Below are 18,309 nucleotides of genomic sequence, written 5' to 3'. Positions count from 1 at the left end.
GAGCCGGGGGTGGAGGCGTGGGAGGCCACCAATCTGCACACCGTGGCGTCCGCGATCGTGGCGGCCGCGCGGCGGCGGGAGGAGACGCGCGGGAGCCACTGGCGGGAGGACTTCCCCGAGCGTGCGGACGGGACGTGGCGCGGCCACCTCGTGACGCGGCTGGTGGGGAACGCGCTGACCACCTCGTACGAACCTCTGGAAGGAAACGACTCATGACACCTGAACTCTCGCAGCGGCTCACCGACGCCGGGCTCGATCCCCGAACTGTGGAAAACCTCGTCCGGACGGCGCTGGCCGAGGACGGGGAGGTCGACGTCACCAGCACGCCGATCTTCGCGCCGGGCGACACCGCAAGCGGGGAGCTGAAGGCGCGCGAGGAGGGCGTCGTCGCAGGCGTCCCGGTGGCGTGTGTCGTCTTCGAGGCGCTGGACGTGGCCTACGAGGCGAAGGCGAGCGACGGCGACCGGGTCGTCCCGGGGCAGGTCCTCATCGCGGTCGGCGGGCCGACCAGGGCCGTGCTTCGGGCGGAAAGGACGGCCCTGAACCTGCTCACCCACCTGTCCGGAATCGCGACGGCCACCCGGCGGTGGACGGACGCCATGGAGGGCACCAAGGCCAAGGTCCGTGATACGCGCAAGACCATCCCCGGCATGAGGGCCTTGCAGAAGTACGCCGTCAAGTGCGGCGGCGGCGTCAACCACCGGATGGGCCTGCACGACGCGGCCCTCATCAAGGACAACCACATCGCGGCGGCCGGAAGCGTCACCAAGGCGTACGAGGCGATCCGCGCCGTGTACCCGTCTCTGCACGTCCAGGTGGAGTGCGACACCCTCGCGCAGGTCGAGGAGGCGCTCGCGGTGGGCGCCACGAGCATCCTGCTGGACAACATGACCGACGCCGAGATGACCGAGGCGGTGCGGTTCGTGGCAGGGCGGGCGGAGCTCGAGGCCAGCGGTGGCCTTACCCTGGAGCGGGCCCGAGACGTCGCCGTGACCGGGGTGGACTACCTTGCCGTCGGCGCGCTGACGCACTCGGCGCGCGTGTTCGACATCGGCCTTGACTTCTCCTGACCAGCGGGGACCGGATGCTGCTCTCCATCGACGTGGGTAACACCCAGACCGTGCTCGGCCTGTTCGAGGGCGACGAGGTGATCGAGCACTGGAGGATCAACACCGATCCGCGGCGCACCGCCGACGAGATCGCGGTGGTCCTGCAGGGGCTCGTCCAGCAGAGCCCGCTGCTGGCGGACACCGACATCAGCGGCATCGCGCTGTGCTCCACGGTTCCGTCCGTCCTGCACGAGATGCGGGAGATGTGCCGCCGCTACTACGGCGACGTGGCGGCGGTGATCGTGGAGCCGGGCGTCAAGACGGGCGTCCCGGTCCGGATGGACAACCCGAAGGAGGTCGGCGCCGACCGCATCGTGAACGCGCTCGCCGCCGTCCACACCCATGGCGGGCCCGCGATCGTGGTCGACTTCGGCACCGCCACCACGTTCGACGCCGTGTCCGCCAAGGGCGAGTACGTGGGCGGCGCGATCGCCCCCGGCATCGAGATCTCGATAGACGCGCTGTCCTCGCGCGGCGCGCAGCTGCACAAGATCGAACTGGTCCGGCCGCGCAGCGTGATCGCGAAGAACACCGTCGAGGCGCTGCAGTCCGGGATCATCTTCGGGTTCGCCGGGCAGGTGGACGGCATCGTCGAGCGCATGACCGAGGAGCTGGTCGACGAGCCGGAGGAGGTCACGGTCATCGCCACCGGCGGCCTGGCCCCGCTCGTCCTGGAGGAGTCCCGCAGCATCGACGTGTTCGAGCCGTGGCTCACCCTGATCGGCCTGCGCCTCATCTACGAGCGCAATACTCCGTGACGCCGTCCGGACGCGTCCGGTAGGAGACGTAGGCGAGGCACGCCGCGGCCAGCGCGGCCATGGCGGTCAGGACCGCGCCGAGCGGGACGGCCTTGGCCGCGACGGTCAGGAGCAGCGGCGAGAACATTCCCGCATAGACCAGGGCGTAGGCGACGGCCGTGAGGCCGGCCAGCTCGCCCGGCGCGGCGATGCGGGCGACCTCGCCGAGCCCGTAGGTCAGGACGAACCCGTACCCGGCGCCGAGCACGACCGCCGTGACGGCGTTGAGGACGGGCAGGTCGGCGGCCACGGTCAGCGCGGCGAGGAGCAGCCCGCAGGTGATCGCGCCGAGCCCCGCGCGGGCGACGAGCCGCGGGTGCCGCGCCTCCAGCCGCCGCGCGATGGGCTGCGCGGCCATGCCCGACAGCAGCGTGAGCGCGGTGATGACGCCCGCGTAGACGGTCTGCAGGTGGTGGACGGGGACGAGCGTCGGCAGCAACGCGAACGCGCTGACCGGCGCGGCGAACGTCCAGATCGCGACCGGCACGATCGTCCGCCGGAACGCGGGATGCCGAACGCCCGACATTCCGGCCGTCCCACCTCTGGGCGTCCCGCCCCCGGGTGTCCTGGCTGCGGCCAGGCCGGGTCCGGCCGCCCCACCTCCGGCCGCGGCTGTCGTGCTCGGGGCGGTTGCGGCTGCGGGGGTTCTCTCGTCCCGATGGGGGGCGGCGCGGGTCTCCGGGACGCGGAACGCCGGCGGGACCGCCACGAGCATGATCAGGAGGTGCGGCAGGTAGGCGGTGACCAGGGGGTGCGGCGCCCACTGCGCGACGAGGGCGGCGGCGAGCGGGCCGGCGCCGAAGCCCGCCGAGACGGCGAGGGCGGTCATCCGGGTTCCCGACACCGGCTCCAGTTCCTTCACCCACGCGGTCCCGGCGGCGAGGACGGCGCCGGTGACGACGCCCGCGAGAAGCCGTCCCGCGTAGAGCAGCGACGGGGCCGCGACGCCCGCCATCAGCACCAGCGTGACCAGGGCGGACAGGCATGCGAACGGGAGCGCGATGCGGCGCCGGCCCCACCGGTCGGACGCGGGCCCGCCGAGCGCCAGTCCCGGCACCAGCCCGAGCGCGTACACACCGAACATCGCCTGCGCGCCGCCGTCGCCGAGGTGCAGCCGCTCGGTGTAGAGCCCGAGCAGCGAGGCGAACTGATTGGCGCCCCAGCCGACCCCGAACATGATCGACGCGACGGGGAGCCACCGGGAACCACCTGCCATGCCCCCTGTCTAGAACGTCCGGAAGTGCGCGTCCCCGCCCCTTCGCGATTCGTGAACGGCAGGAAGGGTGATGGCGGCCACGTCCGTGGTCGTCGCTGGGCCGGGTGTTTGCGACGGTCAGGACGGGTGGTGACCAGCACGTCCGTGGTCGTCGCCAGGCGGGTGTGTCGGTCGGCGGAGCTTGGTTCGGCAGGTCGCACCCCGGGGGACATGTGCGGACGAATGGGTGGTTACCGTGACGAGCATGGAACTGCGCGAGCTGGCCTCCTTCCTCGCGGTCGTGGAGGAAGGGCAGTTCGCGCGGGCGGCGGCGCGGCTGTTCCTGTCGCCGCCCGCGGTCACCGCGCACGTCCAGCGGCTCGAACGGGAACTGGGCGTCCGCCTGCTGGAACGGTCCCCGCTGCGGGTCACCGAGGCGGGGGAGCGGCTCGTCCCGCATGCGCGGGCCGCCCTGGCGGCCGTCGACCGGGCGGCCCTCGCGGTCGCGAGCCCGAGCGGTGAGGACGCGCTGCGGGTCGGCGTGATGGGCCACGGCTCCGCCGAGCTGACGCCCGCGATCGTCCGCGCGTACCGCCGCGCCTGGCCGCACGCCCGGCTGGTCATCACGCCGCTCGACTTCACCGAGCACGTGTCGGCGCTGGTCGAGCGCCGGGTGGACGTCGCGTTCGTGCGTCCCGCGCCGGACGACGACCGGGTCGAGAGCGACGTCCTCACCACCGAGCCGCGCATCGTCGCCGTGCCCGCGGACGGGCTGTTCGCGGAGACGGGTGCGCTGCGGCTCAAGGACGTCCTCGACCTGCCGATCGTCGCCGTCCCCGACATCACGCCGGCCGTGTTCACCGACTACCTCTACTTCACCGCGGCGGTCAACGGCGAGCGCGGGCTGCGCGGCCCTGACCTGGCGCGAACACCGCAGGACGTGCTGCTCAGCGTCGCCGCCGGGCGGGGCGTCGGGTCGGCGCTGCGGTCGTTCGCGCGCTTCTACCCGTGGCCGGGCGTCCGGTATGTCCCGATCGTGGACGCGCCCTGGGACAGCAGCGTCCTCGCGACGCGCCGCGGCGACGCGGACCCGCGGGTCCGCGCGTTCCGGTCCCTCGCCACCGCGCTCGCGCGCGACCTCGGCCCGCTCGTGTCCGCCGCCCGCCTGGGCGATCATGCGGAAGTCGTTCGCGGCGCACCGGACGGCCTGGATAGCCTTGCGATGTGAGTGACGAGACCTTCGACGAGCTCCCGGAGCAGATGCGCGTGCGCCGGGAGAAGCTCGACCGGCTCCGCGAGAGCGGGATCGACCCCTACCCGGTGACCTTTCCGCGGACGGCGGCGACCGCCGAGATCCGGGAGAAACACGCCGGCCTGGAGCCGGGCACCGAGACGGGCGAGAAGGTCGGCGTCACCGGGCGCGTCATGCTGGTCCGCAACGGCGGGAAGCTGTGCTTCGCGACGATCCGGGACGGGTCCGGCGAGATCCAGGTCATGCTGTCGCTGGCCAAGGTCGGCGAGGAGCAGCTCGACTTCTGGAAGCGCGAGGTCGACCTCGGCGACCACGTCGGCGTCGAGGGCGAGGTCATCACGTCCCGCCGCGGCGAGCTGTCGATCATGGCGGACCGGTTCGCGATCACGTCCAAGTGCCTGCGGCCGCTGCCCGACAAGCACGCGGGGCTGACCGACCCGGAGGCGCGGGTCCGGCAGCGGTACGTCGACCTCATCGTCAACGACGAGGCCCGCCAGATGGCGCGGATCCGGAGCGCGACCGTCCGCGCGGTGCGGGACTTCTGGCACGAGGAGGGCTACCTCGAGGTCGAGACGCCCATGCTCCAGCCCATCCACGGCGGGGCGGCGGCGCGTCCGTTCAAGACGCACATCAACGCCTACGGCATGGACCTCTACCTGCGCATCGCGATCGAGCTGTACCTGAAGCGGCTCGTCGTCGGCGGCATCGAGAAGGTCTTCGAGATCAACCGGAACTTCCGGAACGAGGGCGCGGACTCCACGCACAACCCGGAGTTCACGATGCTGGAGGCCTACGGGACCTACCTCGACTACAACGACATGGCCGACCTGACCCAGCGGATGTACCAGAAGGCGGTCGTCGCTGCCCTGGGCACCACGGTGGTCGTCCATGACGGTGCGGAGATCGACCTCGGGCTGCCCCAATGGCCGCGGATCACGCTGTACGGGTCGGTGTCGGGCGCGCTCGGTGAGGAGATCACCCCGCACACGCCGATCGAGGCCGTGCGCAAGCTCGCGGACGCCCGCGACATCTCCTGGGACCCCAAGTGGGGGCAGGGCAAGCTCGTCCAGGAGATCTTCGAGGAGCTGATCGAGCACACGCTCGTCCAGCCGACGTTCGTCATGGACTACCCGGTCGAGACGTCCCCGCTGACGCGCCAGCACCGCGAGGAGCCCCTCCTCACCGAGAAGTGGGACCTCATCGGGTTCGGGACGGAGCTGGGCACCGCCTACTCCGAGCTGGTCGACCCCGTCGAGCAGCGCCGCCGGCTCACCGAGCAGTCGCTGCTCGCGGCGGGCGGCGACGCCGAGGCCATGCAGCTCGACGAGGACTTCCTGCGCGCGCTGGAGTACGCCATGCCCCCGACGGGCGGGATGGGCGCCGGCATCGACCGGATGATCATGGCGTTCACCGGCAAGGGCATCCGCGACACGATCCTGTTCCCGCTGGTCAAGCCCGAACAGTGACCGGCAGGTCGCGCAGTCCCCGCAGGACGAGGTTGTCCCGGTAGACGAGGTCGCCCGAGGCGAGGGCCACGTCGCGCTCGAACAGTTTCCCGAGCGCGACCTGGCCCTCCAGCCGGGCCAGTGGTGCGCCGAGGCAGAAATGGATGCCGTGCCCGAACGACAGGTGCTTAGGTGCGTCGCGTCCCTCGGCGTAGCGCGTTATGTCGAGCCGGTTCGGATCGTCGAAAACGGACGGGTCGCGATTGGCGGCTCCGGTCAGCAGTAGGACGAGCTTGCCGCGCTCTATGAGCGTTCCGTCCAGGTCGACGTCTTCCAAGGCGGACCGTAGCGTCAACTGAACGGGCGGGTCGTAACGCAGCAATTCCTCAACGGCCGCTTGGACGAGGCCAGGACGCTCGCGGAACAGGGCCAGTTGCGCAGGATCGCGGAGCAACGCCAGCGCGCCGTTCCCGATGAGGTTCACGGTCGTCTCATGGCCTGCCACAAGCAGCAGGACGCACGTGGCGAGGAGTTCATCCTCCGAGAGGACGTCTCCGCCGTCAGAGACGCTCACAAGGGCGCTCAGGAGGTCGTCCCTAGGCTCGGTGCGGCGTTTGGCGGCCAGCTCACGGAAATACGTCCCGAACTCCTCGCGGGCCTCGTCCCGTTGCGCGATTTCGGCCTCCGGTAGGAGGAAGTCCGGGTCGAGGCCGCGTGCGAGGCTGTCCGACCAGCCCTTGAACAGGTCGCGATCCTCCGGGGGGACGCCGAGCATCTCGCTGATCACGATGACGGGCAGCGGATACGCCAGCGTCGCGATCAGGTCGGTCTCGCCGGAGACGTCCCGCAGCAGTTCGTCGACGAGCGCCTCGACCCGGGGCCGCAGCCGCTCCACGAGGCGTGGCGTGAACGCCTTGCTGACCAGCCGCCGCAGGCGGGTGTGGTCGGGCGGGTCCATGGTCAGGAAGGACCGGTTGCGCGCGACCGTGGCGCGCCACGGCTCGCCGCCGTCCGGCCGGTGCCCGAACCGCGGATCGCGCAGGACGCGCTCGCACAGGTCGTAGGACGTGGTGACGCGCAGCCCGACGTCCGTCCGGGTCAGGCGCCGTCCGTGCGATGTGAGTGTCCGGTAATGGGCGTACGGGTCGGCCCGGAATGCCGGATCGCCCGGGTCGAACCCGAGAATCGCCGCCGCCCCCGCCTGTTCAGCCGCCGTGCCCGCCTGCCCCGTCCCATCGTCCATGCCACCAGGGCACCCGAATCTGAGACGGACTGTCAACAGCGCCGGCGGGCCGGTCCGCTAAGCGCTTTCTCGGATCACGAGCTCGGGCCGCTGGACGACCTGGCGGTGCTGGTGCGACTTGCCCTCGATGATCTCGGCCATCGCCAGTTCGGCGGCCTCCCAGCCCAGCTCGCGGCGCGGCTGCCGGATCGTGGTCAGCGGGACGGCGGCGCTCGCCGCCAGCTCGATGTCGTCGTAGCCGATCACCGCGATGTCCGCCGGAACGCGGGCGCCGAGCCGGGTCAGCTCGTTGATCAGGCCGATGGCCAGCAGGTCGTTGGCGCAGAACACGCCGTCCGGCCGCGGCGACATCGCCATGATCTGGTGCGCGGCGGCCTGCCCCTCGGTCGGGCTCAGGGCCTCCTTCACCAGGGTCGGGGGCTTGCCGAAACCCGCCTCGACGATCGTCCGGGCGGCCCCGTCGCGGCGTTCCACGCAGGGTTGCGGCTCCGGGACGCCGGTCACGAACGCGATCCGCTCGCGGCCGATGCCGAGCAGGTGCGCGGCGGCGATCTCGCCGCCCGAGACGTGGTCGACCTGGGCGGAGCACGCGTCGGCCGCGTCCCGGTCGATCAGCACCACGCTCATGCCCGCGCTGCGGAGCCGCGAGATGTCGCGGGCGCCCATCCCGACCGGAATGATCAGCACCCCGGCGGCGCGCTGCTCCTCCAGGAGGTCCAGCGACCGGCGCTCCTTGGCGGCGGAATGATCGCTGGAGAGCCAGAGGGCGTCGTGGCCCGCCGCGTTGAGCGCCGCCTCGGCGCCGCGCGCCACGTCGGTCGCGTACGGATTGGTGAGGTCTTCGACGACGACGCCGAAGGCCCGGCGCGGCTGGTCGCCGAACTCGCCCGCGGTGCGATCGGGCCCCGTCCGGAGCCGGCGCGCGGACTCGTTCCGGACGAATCCGAGCTCCTCGATCGCCGCGCGAACACGGTCGCGGGTAGCTTCGGCCACGAGATCTGGCCGGTTTAGGACATTCGAAACGGTCCCAACTGAGACTCCAGCCCGCCTCGCGACCTCACGAATACTGGTCGTTGCCAACTCGCTCCTCGTCCCGCCCCAGGGGTGTTTTCCCAGGTAGTGGAGTTTTCCATGACACAGTGCGCAATCCTCGGTCACGTCTGGTGAGCAATCGCGCACATAATGCCATTGACCGGCGCTTGACGGGCCGGATCCGGCCGCCTAGCGTTCCGAGCCGAAGCGTAGCTTGAAACGATTCACGATCTTCGCCTGCGGCGTGACCCGGCGGGTCCGGCGAGAAGGGACGGGTACGGATGGCTGGCGACCTCATCCCGTCTCCCTCGGCAGGCCAACGAGTGAATCGTCACCCGGAGTTCCCCCGTACACCCCCGCAATCGGCCAGGCGGCCACCTCCGGCCAAGCTCGCGAGACAGAGAAGGAACTCCGATGATCTAGTCCGGAGGGCTCCGGACCCGGCAACCCAACGCGTACATATAGGCCAACCCCGTGCCTGTGCAGCGGACGGCTGCATCCCCGCGGTCATCACCACGGACGAGGGAGGACGGAGTGGAAACAGCCACACTCGCACGTCGTGGCACCGACGATTTCGGGCTCAATGAGGAGGAGATCCGGCTGCTCGCCCAGATCGCGAGCGGTGTCACCGCCGATGTGGCGGCACGCAAGCTGGAGCTGAGTGCGCGGACCTTGCGGCGCCGGTTGCGGACGATCTGCGACCGGCTGGAGGTCAACACCCCTATCGAGGCCGTGGTGTGGGCGGCCCGGAGGCAGCTCATCTAGCCGGCGTACCCCCGACGCCCGCCAGGGGACGGCAGGCGTCACCGGAAACCGGTCGGCCCGTCCGGATATCGTCCGACCCCGCAGCGGCGGCGCCGCGGCCCTGACAGGTAGGTCCCTGCAGGGGGCGCCGCCGCGGACGACATTCGACCGCGCCCTGACCGACGGCACACGCCGAGCAGGCGTGAACCCTGGCTGAGACGGCGCTCCAGTCTGCTCTTGCGCGCCTGCAGAGCCGTGCGAGCCGCACGGCCGGAAGCCCACAGGCGGACGGGCGGCCTCGGGCGCCGGCCAGGTTGGTCGGACGGGGGGCGATGGACTGTCCGGGTCAGGCGACTCGGACGCCGCCGGCGAAGGGGCGTCCGGACATGGAGGCGATCTTGACGACGTCGCCGGTGTGCGGGGCGTGCAGCATCATGCCGTTGCCGACGTACATCCCCATGTGGTGGAGGTCGGAGTAGAAGAACACCAGGTCGCCCGGCTGGAGCTGGCCGCGCGACACGTGGGTGCCGGCGTTCCACTGGCTGCCGGTGTAGTGCGGCAGGTTGATGCCGACCTGCTTGTAGGCCCACATCGTCAGGCCGGAGCAGTCGAAGGTGCTCGGCCCGGAGGCGCCCCACACGTAGGGACGGCCCCGCTTGCCCATCGCCAGCCGGAGCGCCTGCGCGGCCTTGCCGGTGCCGACGACGGGGAGGTTCGCGAGCTGGGTGGGGTCGCGGTCGACCAGCGTGCCGCGGACCTTCGAGTAGGTCCCGGTGACCTTCTTGCGCTGCGAGTCCAGCTGCGAGCGCAGGTCCTTCACCTGCTTGGCGCGCCCCTCGGCGGACTTGCGGGCCCGCTGGGCGGACTGCATGGCCCGCATCAGCCCGAGGACCTGCGTGCTGTCCTGCTTGGCGAAGTAGTGGAGCGTGGCGGCCTGGTCGAGGACGGCCTGCGGGTCCTGGGACGCGACGAACGAGACCGTGGGGTCGGAGCCGCCCTGCATGTAGCTCGTCGCGGCGAGCGAGCCGACCTTCTGGCGGATCGCCTCCAGGGACTTCTCTTGCCGCTCGGCGTTCTCAGTGGCGACATCGGCCGCGCGCTGGGACTGCGACAGCTTCACCTTGAGGCCGTTGTACTGCTCGGTCAGCTGCTCCAGCTGATCGGCGAGCTTGAGGGCCTTGGACCTGAGCTCCTTGGTGGACGGCTTCGGATCGGCGTGCGCGACGGCGGCCGTCTGCGGCGCGACCGCGTACGGCCCGGCCGTGAAGGCGATGAGCGCACCGGCCACCGTGGCCGCACGGCCACGGAATCGTGAAAGGGATGCAGGGCGCGATCGCTCCACGAATACTCCTCTCCTTGTCGCCTACCGGGTTAGCTGACGGGTTGGGGCTGGAGCAGCCCGTCCGCAGGCGTGCGAATCGCTTCGCGCGGGCTGCGGATTCACCCCTCACGGCGGCATCCCAGGGGCGGTCCCCTGAGCGCTCCGAAAGTGGGTCCCCGGTTCCTCGGGGCGCTGGTTGCGGCCCGGGGATTCGGCGTTTCGGCCTCCGTTCTGCGGTCGGCCGACGTCAGCGAAGGACACTAACGGAACCCGCATTGGATGCCAACCAGAACATGCGAAATCCCAGGTCGTAGGGCCCGTCGCACATGGATCCGCCGGGTCCGCCCGCAGGTTCCGGCTCACTGCTCGCCGCGGCGGTGGTCGTGCGGGGGCTCACCGCGCGCACCCGGAGCCGGACGCACGGTCAGCCGGGGCATTCGATAATCTCGCCTGTTTGTGGAAGTCGTGATCCGGCGTGCCCGTACCGCCGACGTCCAGGAGATCCGCAGGCTGGTCGACCTGTACGCGGGGTCGGGACGGCGCCTGCTGAAGAAGACGGCGGTCAAGCTGTACGAGGACGTCCAGGAGTTCTGGGTCGCCGAAGAGGTCCGGGAGGACGGGACACCGGGGCCGGTCGTCGGCTGCGGCGCGCTCCACGTCATGTGGGAGGACATGGCGGAGGTCCGTTCGGTCGCCGTGGACAAGGGGTGCGGCGGACACGGAATCGGGCACCGGATCGTGAGCCGCCTCCTGGAGACCGCCCGGGAACTCGGCGTGCGAAGGGTGTTCTGCCTTACCTTCGAAGTGGAGTTCTTCGCCCGCCACGGCTTCCAGCAGATCCTGGGGACTCCAGTGGCGCCAGAGGTGTACGAGGAACTTCTCCGCTCCTACGACGAAGGCGTGGCAGAGTTCTTGGACCTCGACCGGGTCAAGCCGAATACGTTGGGCAACACCCGGATGTTGCTTCGCCTGGAGGACTGACTCAAATGAGCGATTCCCCCCACCGTGGGCGGCCTTACCAGCCGCAGCAGGGGCAGGGTTCTTACGGCCCCCCGCCCCCGTACCAAGGTCCCCAATGGCAGCAACCCCAACAGCCCCAGCAGCCCCAGCAGCAGCGTCAGCCGACGCAGCAGCAGTGGCAGCAGCCACCCCAGCAGGACCAGTGGGGCCAGCAGCAGTCGTACGAGCCCGCCTACGACGACCACGGCTCCTACGGCGACTCCTATGGCGGCGGTGACCCGGCGCTGGCGCCGATTTACCGGCGGGCGGGCGCCCGCATCATCGACAACGCGCTCGTCGCGGTCTTCGGCTTCGCCCTCGTCCTGCCGGTGGCGGTCGGCGCGATGGGCCTGGGCAAGCCAGGCAGCAAGACGGAGGACGACGGTGGTGTGTGGAACTGGCCCATCATCTTCACGCTCTTCTGCGTGCTTTCCCTGCTGCCGTTCATCTATGAGGCCGTTCAGCTGTCCATGTGGGGGCGGACGCTAGGCAAGCGTGTTCTCGGCCTAGGCATCGTTCAGGCTCGTCCTATGGGGAGCCCGCTCACCACCACGCAGGCCGTCTGGCGCGCTGGAATAACCCATGTCGCCTACCAGCTCGGTGTCTTCTTCTTCCTCGTTGTGGCGGTGATGGTGTGGGACTACGCCGCATACGGGATGGTGCTGGTCTGGGCCGGCGCGCTGATGGCCTACCTGTGGGCGATCTGGGACCAGCCTCTGCATCAGGCACTGCACGACCGCTTCGCCGGCACGCTCGTCATAGATGAGCGTGTCGGATATGACGAGTACTCCGAGTACGCGGAGTAAGGCGGCGATGGCGGCACCGCTCGCCGATCCGGGTCAGCGGCTCCTGGCGCGCGTCGTCGACACCCTTGTCGTCGGCGTGCCCGTCGTCCTCGTCGTCCGCGCAGTGGTGTCCGGGCACACGGTGGACGTCGTCGCGCCTCCCGCTGTAGCCGCATGCATGCTGCTGTACGAGGCGGTCCAGCTTGCCCTCTGGGGCCGGACGATAGGCAAACGCTTCGCGGGCATAGAGGTCGTCACGGCGGCGTCTCAGGAGGCCGATCACGCTCCGCCAGAGGCCACCGAGGAAGCGGGGGCGGGTGCGGTGTGGCTGCTGCCCGCGTCGGTGCCTGGCTTCGTCCCGAAAACGGCCACCGCGTCCGAGGAGCCCACGCGCGCCGGCAAAGACGCGGGTTCTGGGAGCGAGGCCGGTTCAGGGAAGGCGAGGCCGGCCAGAGCGCGCACGCATCTGGACGTACCGCGTTCCGTTCTCCGTGCCGCCGTCTATTCGCTGCCGATCGCGCTGCGCCCGATTCCCGTTCTCGGTGTGCTGGCGAGCATCTTCTGGGTGGCGAACGCGGGCATGTTGTACGAGGGGACGAGTCGCCAAGCCGTCCATGACAGGCTCGCGGGGACGCTCGTGGTAAAACGTCCGCGGCCCGATTCCTCGGCCTTCTGACCGCCGGCTCGCCCGGGTGGCTTAGCTCACACTCCCCGGCGTTCGCCTGCGCCATACACGTTTTCGCCGAGAGATGCCCGCTGCGTTTCGGACGTGCGGGCCGGACGGCGAATGCCAGCTCGCTCCGGTTACGGTCCTGAATCCAGCCGGTATGTGTCCCGGCCCGGATGCCGCCTCCGGTTTGGGAGTTGCTCGGGACCGCGTTGCGACGCCACCTACGGAGCCGCTTGTTACAGGGTGCTGGACTTACTCCGGATGGCGCACGGGGGCCCTTGGAACGGACCTTTCGCTTGAGAAGCCCCATGCGGCGGGGGCGGGCCGGAGCCCGTACGACCGCGGGACTCGGGACGCGGGCCGAAGAAGTGGGGTCATGCGGTGGGATTGTGCCGCAATCTCCCGATTTCAGGCTGCTGGGAGGCGGGGCCGCCCCACGCCGGGAAGCGGGCCGCGGACTTCTTGCCTCTGGCCTCGGCAACAGATTTTCGAGGTCGGCCCGTTCGTGGTTATCCGTCCACATCCGCCGGTCGGGACGTGATCAGCCGCCCGGGGCACCCGCGCATAACGCGTGGGGGGTGTGGTTAGTGCCGTTACGTCAGGGTTAATCGGCGGCGGGTCTCAGCGCCGCGGGCCAATGTGCGGACGCAGATGCAGGTCAGCACGGTGTGCCCGGCGGCGCGCCAGGTCGCAAAACTCCGGCCAGGTCGCGGGGTTGGAAATTCATGGAAGCGGAGCCTGCCGCCGCCCTCGCCCGCAGTCCGGCCCGCACCTGAAACGACGGCGCCGATTACGCGCGGTCACGGGCGCGAAGGGGACTTCCCACCCAGTACCGGTTCATCGCGAGTGTTGGAATTGTCATCGGCGAAGTTCTCGGTATATCTTTGGCAACCGATTGAAAGTTTGCTCCAGCCGAAAGGTCTGTCCCCATGGCACAGAAGGTTCAGGTGCTTCTCGTCGACGACCTCGACGGTGGCGAGGCGGACGAGACCGTAGCGTTCTCGATCGACGGCGCCTCCTACGAGATCGACCTCAGTGGCGCCAACGCGTCGAAGCTGCGGGATTCACTGCAGCCGTTCGTGGAGAAGTCCCGTAAGGCGGGCACGGTGTCGCGCCGCCGCCGGCAGCGCGGTGCGTCCAGCCGCGAACGCAGTGCCGAGATCCGTGCCTGGGCCAAGAACAATGGCATCAAGGTCAATGAGCGCGGCCGGATCCCTGCCCACGTGATCGAGCAGTACGAGGCGGGCCACTGACTCGCTCGTCCACCGGCGGCCCGTCTCTCTTCGCGAGGCGGGCCGTTCGCTTGCGGCCGTTCGTCGCTTGCGGCCGTTCGCTTGTGGCGTAGCGCGCGTGCGGTTCGGCGCGCCGGGGGTGCGGTACACAGGGCGCGCGGGTGGAAACGCCACCCCCATTCGGCACTCTCGGCCCGCGCCTTGATCTACCTGCGGAAAGCCCTCGTTCGCTTGCGGCGTAGCGGGAACATGACGCACCGATGCGGTAGTTGGATGAGACTGAACAGCGCATAGCTGGGGAACGTCTCCTGGTGGGAGTGCACCGGGCGGCCTCCTCGGGGCGGGCTAGCATGCGGAAGGACAGTTCCGGACGTTCCGGACTCTGCCCAACCGCTCTGTGAGGAGCGACGAGATGTTCGAGAGGTTCACCGACCGCGCGCGGCGCGTTGTCGTCCTGGCTCAGGAAGAGGCCAGGATGCTCAACCACAACTACATCGGCACCGAGCACATCCTCCTGGGTCTGATCCACGAGGGTGAGGGTGTCGCCGCGAAGGCGCTGGAGTCGTTGGGGATCAGCCTTGAGGCGGTGCGCCAGCAGGTCGAGGAGATCATCGGCCAGGGACAGCAGGCGCCGTCGGGCCACATCCCGTTCACTCCGCGTGCCAAGAAGGTCCTTGAGCTGTCGCTGCGCGAGGCGTTGCAGCTCGGGCACAACTACATCGGCACCGAGCACATCCTGCTGGGTTTGATCCGTGAGGGCGAGGGCGTCGCGGCCCAGGTCCTCGTGAAGCTGGGCGCCGACCTGAACCGGGTGCGCCAGCAGGTCATCCAGTTGCTGCACGGCTACCAGGGCAAGGAGCCGGCCGCCTCCGGCGGTCCCTCGGAGTCGGCTCCGTCCACCTCCCTTGTGCTCGACCAGTTCGGCCGCAACCTGACGCAGGCCGCGCGGGAGAGCAAGCTCGACCCGGTCATCGGCCGGGACAAGGAGATCGAGCGGGTCATGCAGGTGCTGTCCCGTCGCACCAAGAACAACCCCGTCCTCGTGGGCGAGCCCGGCGTCGGTAAAACCGCCGTCGTCGAGGGGCTCGCGCAGAAGATCGTCAAGGGCGAGGTGCCCGAGACGCTCAAGGACAAGCAGCTCTACACCCTCGACCTCGGCGCGCTGGTCGCCGGCTCCCGGTACCGCGGTGACTTCGAGGAGCGCCTGAAGAAGGTGCTCAAGGAGATCCGCACCCGCGGCGACATCATCCTGTTCATCGACGAGCTGCACACGCTCGTCGGCGCGGGCGCCGCCGAGGGCGCGATCGACGCCGCGTCCATCCTCAAGCCGATGCTGGCGCGCGGCGAGCTGCAGACGATCGGCGCCACCACGCTGGACGAGTACCGCAAGCACCTGGAGAAGGACGCCGCGCTCGAGCGCCGCTTCCAGCCGATCCAGGTCGCCGAGCCGTCCCTGTCCCACACGATCGAGATCCTCAAGGGCCTGCGGGACCGCTACGAGGCGCACCACCGCGTGTCGATCACCGACAGCGCGCTGGTCGCGGCCGCGCAGCTCGCCGACCGCTACATCAGCGACCGGTTCCTGCCCGACAAGGCGATCGACCTGATCGACGAGGCCGGCTCGCGGATGCGCATCCGCCGCATGACCGCGCCGCCGGACCTGCGCGAGTACGACGAGAAGATCGCCGACGTCCGGCGCGACAAGGAGTCCGCGATCGACGCGCAGGACTTCGAGAAGGCCGCGGCGCTGCGCGACTCCGAGAAGCAGCTGCTCGGCCAGAAGGCGCAGCGGGAGAAGGAGTGGAAGGCCGGCGACATGGACGTCGTCGCCGAGGTCACCGACGAGCTGATCGCCGAGGTCCTCGCCACCGCCACCGGCATCCCGGTCTTCAAGCTGACCGAGGAGGAGTCGTCCCGCCTGCTGCGCATGGAGGACGAGCTCCACAAGCGCGTCATCGGGCAGGAGGACGCCATCAAGGCGCTCTCGCAGTCGATCCGGCGCACCCGCGCCGGCCTGAAGGACCCGAAGCGTCCCGGCGGCTCGTTCATCTTCGCCGGCCCGTCCGGTGTCGGTAAGACGGAGCTGTCCAAGACGCTCGCCGAGTTCCTGTTCGGCGACGAGGACGCGCTGATCCAGCTCGACATGTCCGAGTTCATGGAGAAGCACACCGTCTCGCGGCTGTTCGGCTCCCCGCCCGGCTACGTCGGGTACGAGGAGGGCGGCCAGCTCACCGAGAAGGTGCGCCGCAAGCCGTTCTCGGTCGTCCTGTTCGACGAGATCGAGAAGGCCCACCAGGACATCTTCAACTCGCTGCTGCAGATCCTGGAGGACGGCCGCCTCACCGACGCGCAGGGCCGTGTCGTGGACTTCAAGAACACCGTCATCATCATGACGACGAACCTGGGGTCCAAGGACATCTCCAAGGGCGTCTCCATGGGATTCGCCCGCGCGAACGACGAGCAGGGCTCGTACGACCGGATGAAGGCGAAGGTGTCGGAGGAGCTGAAGCAGCACTTCCGCCCCGAGTTCCTCAACCGCGTCGACGACACGGTGGTGTTCCACCAGCTCACCCCGGCGGAGATCATCCAGATCGTCGACCTGATGATCGCCAAGGTGGACGCCCGGCTGCACGACCGCGACATGGGCATCGAGCTGCGGCAGGAGGCCAAGGACCTGCTGGCGCTGCGCGGCTACGACCCGGTGCTCGGCGCCCGGCCGCTGCGCCGCACGATCCAGCGGGAGATCGAGGACAACCTGTCCGAGAAGATCCTGTACAGCGAGCTCAAGTCCGGCCAGATCGTGATCGTGGGCACCGAGGGCTTCGACCCGGACAACACGGACACGGCGGAGAACGCCAAGTTCACGTTCAAGGGCGTCGCGAAGCCGTCGCCGTCGAGCGTCCCCGACAGCCCGCCGCCCATCGAGGGCGCGGTCAACTTCAACAAGGACTGAGGTCCCGCGAGAGGCCCGTGCCCGGCTCCACCCGGCCACGGGCCTCTCGCATTCCCCAACACCGCCCCCTGGCTCGGCACCTGGCACGCCCCACCAGGGCTCCATCCACGCCCGGCCTGAGCCCTCTCACAGAGCCACACGCCCGCCGGGCACTGTCCGCACTGGCCTCTGGGCTTTCGCATGGGCCACGTGCATACCAGGCGGATGCCTGTCTGGGGCTCGGCCCCTCGCCACACTAGGAAGTTTGTGCGGGGTGTGCGCATGCAGCGGATGGTGCGAGGGCAGCATCGGCTTACGGAATGCCCCGACTCGCAGGAGCCGATGTGAGCCGCATGAAACTGTCCGCCCCCGTCTTGGACGCCCCGGATCCGCACGCGCTTGCGAACTTCTACCGGCGCCTCCTGGGCTGGACGGTCGTCCAGAGGGAGCCCGACTGGGTGAAGCTGCGGCCACCGGGCGGCGGCACCGGCCTGTCCTTCCAGACGGAGCCGATCTACGAGGCCCCCACCTGGCCCGCCTCCGCAGGCGCACAGCAGATCATGACGCACCTCGACTTCGAGGTGGAGGATCTGGACGCCGCCGGTACGCATGCGGAGGAGGCAGGCGCCGTCCTGGCGGGCTTCCAGCCCGATGACGACGTCCGCGTCTACCTGGACCCGGTGGGTCACCCGTTCTGCCTCTTCCTCGCAGAAGCCGAAACCCCGATGGACCCCTGACCCCAGTTATCCACAGAACCTCGTTCTGCCTCGCGGTTCCGCCACCCTCCTCGACCATGAGGTCTGTGAACGCGGCAGTCGGGCCGCGTTCCTGCCAGGGGTGAGCATGCTGACCAATGAACCGGGCCACTACGCCGAGCCCGCCAGGCGGCAACCCGGTTTCCTGTCGGAGGCGACTCCTAGGATTCGAACATGCGATCGAACATGCTCGGCTCGACGGCGGACTTCCGGCGGCGCGGCGAACATCCCGGAGACCCCCACCTCGCGCATGCCTTCCTTCGCGATGTGCGGGCGCGCGCCCCCGCCCGGCTGCCGATCTTCCGGTCGCGCCTGCAGGGCGAACTGCTCGCCCGCCGCCTTCTCGGCCCGGAGCGCGAGATCTCGATGCTCGACCTCGCCGTGATGCTCCGCATCGACCTGGCGTCCGTCATGCGCGAGGTCGAGCGCCTGGCACGCGCGGACCTCCTCACGCTTCGCCGCACCCTGGCCGGCCGCCTGGTGACCCGAAACGCCGAGAGCCCCCTCTACGAACCGCTCGCCCGCCTCCTGATGCTGACCTTCGGCCCCGCCGCGGTACTGGCGGAGGAGTTCGGACGGCTCAGCGCCGTCCAGGAGCTCTACCTGTTCGGCGCCTGGGCGGAACGCCACGACGGCGCCGCCGGCGACGTCGAGGTCCTGGTGATCGGCGAACTGCCCCCTGACGTGGCCTTCGACACGGCCCAGGAGGCAGCCGCCCGCCTGGGCCTCCCCGTCCACCCGGTAGTGCGCACCTCCACCCAATGGAACGACGACACCGACCCATTCCTCCGCGAAATC

16 protein-coding genes, 1 pseudogene and 1 riboswitch are annotated in these 18,309 nt (G+C 69.9%); of the genes and pseudogenes, 13 read left to right on the top strand and 4 right to left on the bottom strand.

Annotated elements, in window-relative coordinates:
- The 3 genes and pseudogenes from E1293_RS30820 to E1293_RS30810 all read left to right on the top strand — a co-directional run.
- Positions 1–216, top strand: a pseudogene (locus E1293_RS30820) (L-aspartate oxidase); the annotation flags it as partial.
- Positions 213–1,070: a carboxylating nicotinate-nucleotide diphosphorylase gene (gene nadC / locus E1293_RS30815; RefSeq protein WP_132200998.1), complete on the top strand. Its 858-nt coding sequence runs from the start codon at positions 213–215 to the stop codon at positions 1,068–1,070. The pseudogene E1293_RS30820 and the gene nadC, both read left to right, overlap by 4 nt.
- A 14-nt stretch (positions 1,071–1,084) precedes the next feature.
- Positions 1,085–1,867 (top strand): type III pantothenate kinase, encoded by a 783-nt coding sequence (locus E1293_RS30810; RefSeq protein ID WP_132200997.1) that lies wholly within the window; start codon positions 1,085–1,087, stop codon positions 1,865–1,867.
- Here E1293_RS30810 and E1293_RS30805 read toward each other — a convergent pair.
- Positions 1,842–3,122, bottom strand: a complete 1,281-nt coding sequence (locus tag E1293_RS30805) for an MFS transporter (RefSeq protein ID WP_132200996.1) — start codon at positions 3,120–3,122, stop codon at positions 1,842–1,844. The genes E1293_RS30810 and E1293_RS30805 overlap by 26 nt on opposite strands.
- A gap of 244 nt (positions 3,123–3,366) precedes the next feature.
- Between E1293_RS30805 and E1293_RS30800 the strand changes: the two genes are divergently transcribed.
- Together E1293_RS30800 and lysX are read left to right on the top strand one after the other, a co-directional pair.
- Positions 3,367–4,329 carry a LysR family transcriptional regulator gene (locus E1293_RS30800; protein WP_132200995.1) on the top strand — a complete coding sequence of 321 codons (963 nt, stop codon included), beginning with the start codon at positions 3,367–3,369 and terminating at the stop codon, positions 4,327–4,329.
- A gap of 32 nt (positions 4,330–4,361) precedes the next feature.
- Positions 4,362–5,819, top strand: a complete 1,458-nt coding sequence (gene lysX / locus E1293_RS30795; protein WP_243716808.1) for a bifunctional lysylphosphatidylglycerol synthetase/lysine--tRNA ligase LysX — start codon at positions 4,362–4,364, stop codon at positions 5,817–5,819.
- On the opposite strand, the gene E1293_RS30790 is transcribed toward lysX, so the two are convergent.
- Positions 5,803–7,041, bottom strand: a complete 1,239-nt coding sequence (locus E1293_RS30790; protein ID WP_132200993.1) for a cytochrome P450 — start codon at positions 7,039–7,041, stop codon at positions 5,803–5,805. The two genes, lysX and E1293_RS30790, sit on opposite strands and share 17 nt — an antisense overlap.
- A gap of 57 nt (positions 7,042–7,098) precedes the next feature.
- Positions 7,099–8,199 carry a LacI family DNA-binding transcriptional regulator gene (locus E1293_RS30785; protein ID WP_243716806.1) on the bottom strand — a complete coding sequence of 367 codons (1,101 nt, stop codon included), beginning with the start codon at positions 8,197–8,199 and terminating at the stop codon, positions 7,099–7,101.
- A gap of 408 nt (positions 8,200–8,607) precedes the next feature.
- Here E1293_RS30785 and E1293_RS30780 point away from each other — a divergent pair, with 408 nt between their 5' ends.
- Positions 8,608–8,838 (top strand): transcriptional regulator, encoded by a 231-nt coding sequence (locus E1293_RS30780; protein ID WP_067629094.1) that lies wholly within the window; start codon positions 8,608–8,610, stop codon positions 8,836–8,838.
- A gap of 325 nt (positions 8,839–9,163) precedes the next feature.
- On the opposite strand, the gene E1293_RS30775 is transcribed toward E1293_RS30780, so the two are convergent.
- Positions 9,164–10,105 carry a C40 family peptidase gene (locus E1293_RS30775; RefSeq protein ID WP_132200992.1) on the bottom strand — a complete coding sequence of 314 codons (942 nt, stop codon included), beginning with the start codon at positions 10,103–10,105 and terminating at the stop codon, positions 9,164–9,166.
- A gap of 57 nt (positions 10,106–10,162) precedes the next feature.
- A riboswitch (cyclic di-AMP (ydaO/yuaA leader) is annotated at positions 10,163–10,365 on the bottom strand.
- 229 nt (positions 10,366–10,594) lie between these two features.
- Here E1293_RS30775 and E1293_RS30770 point away from each other — a divergent pair.
- From E1293_RS30770 to E1293_RS30740, 7 genes are all read left to right on the top strand, one after another.
- Entirely contained in the window at positions 10,595–11,119 is a 525-nt protein-coding gene (locus E1293_RS30770; protein WP_424923698.1) for an amino-acid N-acetyltransferase, read from the top strand.
- Between the two features lie 5 nt (positions 11,120–11,124).
- Entirely contained in the window at positions 11,125–11,943 is an 819-nt protein-coding gene (locus E1293_RS30765) for an RDD family protein (RefSeq protein ID WP_132200990.1), read from the top strand.
- A 7-nt stretch (positions 11,944–11,950) separates the two neighbouring features.
- Entirely contained in the window at positions 11,951–12,598 is a 648-nt protein-coding gene (locus tag E1293_RS49715; RefSeq protein ID WP_243716804.1) for an RDD family protein, read from the top strand.
- A gap of 923 nt (positions 12,599–13,521) precedes the next feature.
- A complete protein-coding gene (locus E1293_RS30755) occupies positions 13,522–13,845 on the top strand; it encodes a histone-like nucleoid-structuring protein Lsr2 (RefSeq protein ID WP_132200989.1) in 324 nt (107 codons plus the stop codon).
- 391 nt (positions 13,846–14,236) lie between these two features.
- The gene (locus E1293_RS30750; protein WP_132200988.1) at positions 14,237–16,777 is read left to right on the top strand and encodes an ATP-dependent Clp protease ATP-binding subunit; all 2,541 of its coding nucleotides are present in this window, start codon (positions 14,237–14,239) and stop codon (positions 16,775–16,777) included.
- A 332-nt stretch (positions 16,778–17,109) separates the two neighbouring features.
- Positions 17,110–17,493: a VOC family protein gene (locus tag E1293_RS30745; protein ID WP_165978463.1), complete on the top strand. Its 384-nt coding sequence runs from the start codon at positions 17,110–17,112 to the stop codon at positions 17,491–17,493.
- Positions 17,494–17,685: 192 nt separating this feature from the next.
- Positions 17,686–18,309: hypothetical protein (locus E1293_RS30740; RefSeq protein WP_132200986.1), on the top strand; the 624-nt coding region annotated here is incomplete at its 3' end.

It is taken from the genome of Actinomadura darangshiensis (genome assembly GCF_004349235.1).
GTDB classification, from domain to species: Bacteria; Actinomycetota; Actinomycetes; order Streptosporangiales; family Streptosporangiaceae; genus Spirillospora; species Spirillospora darangshiensis.
The sequence above is the reverse complement of the archived record's forward strand: the minus strand, read 5'-3'. Positions and strand labels throughout refer to the sequence as shown.

Coding starts and splice junctions, on each gene's coding strand:
- E1293_RS49715 (WP_243716804.1), top strand. CDS start 11,951: ATGGCGGCACCGCTCGCCGATCCGGGTCAGCGGCTCCTGGCGCGCGTC.
- E1293_RS30745 (WP_165978463.1), top strand. CDS start 17,110: ATGAAACTGTCCGCCCCCGTCTTGGACGCCCCGGATCCGCACGCGCTT.
- E1293_RS30765 (WP_132200990.1), top strand. CDS start 11,125: ATGAGCGATTCCCCCCACCGTGGGCGGCCTTACCAGCCGCAGCAGGGG.
- E1293_RS30790 (WP_132200993.1), bottom strand. CDS start 7,041: ATGGACGATGGGACGGGGCAGGCGGGCACGGCGGCTGAACAGGCGGGG.
- lysX (WP_243716808.1), top strand. CDS start 4,362: ATGCGCGTGCGCCGGGAGAAGCTCGACCGGCTCCGCGAGAGCGGGATC.
- E1293_RS30810 (WP_132200997.1), top strand. CDS start 1,085: ATGCTGCTCTCCATCGACGTGGGTAACACCCAGACCGTGCTCGGCCTG.
- nadC (WP_132200998.1), top strand. CDS start 213: ATGACACCTGAACTCTCGCAGCGGCTCACCGACGCCGGGCTCGATCCC.
- E1293_RS30805 (WP_132200996.1), bottom strand. CDS start 3,122: ATGGCAGGTGGTTCCCGGTGGCTCCCCGTCGCGTCGATCATGTTCGGG.
- E1293_RS30800 (WP_132200995.1), top strand. CDS start 3,367: ATGGAACTGCGCGAGCTGGCCTCCTTCCTCGCGGTCGTGGAGGAAGGG.
- E1293_RS30755 (WP_132200989.1), top strand. CDS start 13,522: ATGGCACAGAAGGTTCAGGTGCTTCTCGTCGACGACCTCGACGGTGGC.
- E1293_RS30750 (WP_132200988.1), top strand. CDS start 14,237: ATGTTCGAGAGGTTCACCGACCGCGCGCGGCGCGTTGTCGTCCTGGCT.